This window comes from uncultured Streptococcus sp., assembly GCF_963545685.1.
Taxonomy (GTDB): domain Bacteria; phylum Bacillota; class Bacilli; order Lactobacillales; family Streptococcaceae; genus Streptococcus.
Genome location: NZ_CAUUKN010000104.1, coordinates 1 through 2592, shown reverse-complemented (window position 1 = coordinate 2592; position 2592 = coordinate 1). Strand labels below are relative to the sequence as shown.

General features: G+C 38.9%; 2 protein-coding genes and 1 pseudogene. All 3 read right to left on the bottom strand.

Going from position 1 to position 2592, the window contains the following annotated elements:
* Positions 1–71 (bottom strand): annotated as a pseudogene (locus RWZ99_RS09330) (GNAT family N-acetyltransferase); the annotation flags it as partial.
* Between the two features lies 1 nt (position 72).
* The gene (locus tag RWZ99_RS09325) at positions 73–204 is read right to left on the bottom strand and encodes a hypothetical protein (protein ID WP_002885877.1); all 132 of its coding nucleotides are present in this window, start codon (positions 202–204) and stop codon (positions 73–75) included.
* 89 nt (positions 205–293) lie between these two features.
* Entirely contained in the window at positions 294–2498 is a 2205-nt protein-coding gene (gene nrdD / locus RWZ99_RS09320) for an anaerobic ribonucleoside-triphosphate reductase (RefSeq protein ID WP_314678336.1), read from the bottom strand.
* Positions 2499–2592: the final 94 nt, after the last annotated feature.

Sequence of the window (2592 nt, the reverse complement as noted above, 5' to 3'; positions counted from 1 at the left end):
TCCCTTTCAAATTCAGCCATCATCTCTAAGATGGTTTCTTTATCTGTTTGACTTGGTCGGCGTAAAATCATGTTATTTCTTCTTTCCAGCCTTTTTTAAAAGGGCTTGGACTCGTGCTTTTTTGTCATTTTTGACGGTTGCATTTTTTTCGTGGTAACGTTCCACCTGTTGCATACCTTTATAATCTAATTGATATTTTCCCATTGTATTCCTTTCTAAAAACTAAATAAGCAAAGCAGTTGGAGGGGATTATCCAGCTGCTTTTAGTTAATTATAATGTATTATAGGTCTTATTAGAGATGTTTGCCTTCATATTTTATGGTTGAACCATTCATATGTTTCACACGAGCAGAGATTTCTTTGTGGCGTCCTTTTACCATAGGGCGAGCCTGTGGATTCCCTAAATAACCGCAAGTACGTTTGACGACATCAACTGTTTTTGGATCTGTGTTGCCACAGTTAGGGCACATGAACCCACGTTCTGTTGGAGTGAAATCACCTTCAAACTCACACTTGTAGCATTTATCAATTGGAGTATTAGTGCCAAGATAGCCGACACGGTCGTAGGCAAAATCCCAGACAGATTCAAGTGCCTTAGGATTTTGTTGGAGGACTGGATATTCACAATAATGGATGAATCCACCGGTTGCACCAGCTTCTGGATAAGCTTTTTCGAATTCTAGTTTCTCAAATGGTGTTGGATTTTTACGGACATCGTAGTGGAAGGAGTTGGTGTAATATTCTTTATCTGTGATATCAGTTACGACACCGAATTTTTCAGTATCCAAGCGACAGAAACGATCTGTTAAACTTTCTGATGGTGTTGAATAAACAGAGAAATGATAGTCATATTCGTCAGACCAACTTTCACAAGCGTTTTTCATAGCTTTAACGATATTTAAAGTAAATGTCTTGGCTTCTAGATTAGTTTCCCAATCGCTACCATAAAAAACAGAGGCTACTTCATAAAGTCCAATGTAACCAAGTGATACGGTTGCACGACGCTGTTTAAAGAGTTGATCTACATTATCGAACTTGCCAAGTCGTTGGCCGAAGGCACCATATTGATAAAGGATAGGTGCATTGGCAGGTGTGGCCTCTTTGACACGTTCAACTCGGTAAACGAGAGCATCTTTGGCAATTCCCATTCGTTCTTCAAAAATTTCCCAAAATTTATCTTGGTCTCCTTTAGACTCTAGGGCAATCCTAGGAAGATTAAGGGTTACTACTCCAAGATTCATTCGTCCAGAATTAACTTCAACGCCATTTTCATCTTTCCAACCCTGAAGGAAGGAACGACATCCCATAGGGGCTTTGAAGGAACCTGTCAAGTCAATGATTTTGTCATATGATAGGACATCTGGATACATACGCTTAGTTGCACATTCAAGTGCTAGCTGTTTAATGTCGTAGTTAGGTGAATTAGGTTCCAAGTTAAGTCTGCGCTTAAGGGTGAAGATGAGTTTAGGGAAAATGGCTGTGCGATGCTCTGATCCAAGGCCTAGAATACGAACTTGGAGGATAGCTTTTTGGATTTCACGCTCAAACCAGTTTGTTCCCAAACCAAAACCGAGAGAGGTAAATGGTGTTTGACCATTTGAGGTGAAAAGCGTATTTATCTCGTACTCAAGAGATTGCATAGCATCATAGATATCTTTACGCGTTTTAGCACGAGCATAGTCTTCCTGTTTTTCCTCAGTCACCCATTCTTTAGCATCTGCTAAATGTTTCTTGTAGTTGAGTTCTGCATAAGGCGCTAAGAACTCATCGATGCGGTCTGCTGTACAGCCACCATACTGACTAGAGGCAACATTTGCGATGATTTGTGAAATTTGTGCTGTTGCAGTTTGAATGGATTTGGGACTTTCTACTTCAGCGTTACCGATTTTAAAACCATTTGCCAACATGCCTTTGAAGTCAATCAAACAACAGTTTGTCATAGGTGTGTAAGGGCTGTAGTCTAAATCGTGGAAATGGATATCACCTTTTTGATGAGCATTTGCTACATGTGGAGGAAGCATCTTAAGTCCAACGGATTTTCCAACAATACCTGCGGTTAAATCACGTTGTGTATTGTACAAATCACTGTCCTTATTGGCATTTTCATGAACAACAGCCTGATCTTTATTAACCAGTTTGTTAATAGTGAAATTGATATCAGTAGCCTGAGAACGCTCAAAATCACGTTTGGTACGGTAGTTAATGTATTCTTGAGCGATAGCATATTCGTTAGCTTCGAGTAACTCATGCTCTACGATGCTCTGAATTTCGTATATTTTGATATTGTGAGAGAAGCGATCATTGATTTCGGCCACAACACGGTTGGCAATTCCCTCCAATTTAGTCTCAATTAATGGAGTGACAGGTGTAATAGCTTCACTTGCTTTGAGAATAGCTTCATATATTTTACTTGAATCAAAAACAACCATACGCCCATCGCGTTTGATAACTTTGATATCGGGCTTGACTGTAACCTTTTCTATTTCTAATGTAATCATCTAAAAATCACCTCGTTACTAATTATAGCACTAGGCAAAAAAAAATCAATATATTGTGGTATATTTTTATCTCAACCACTATATATTGATTTTT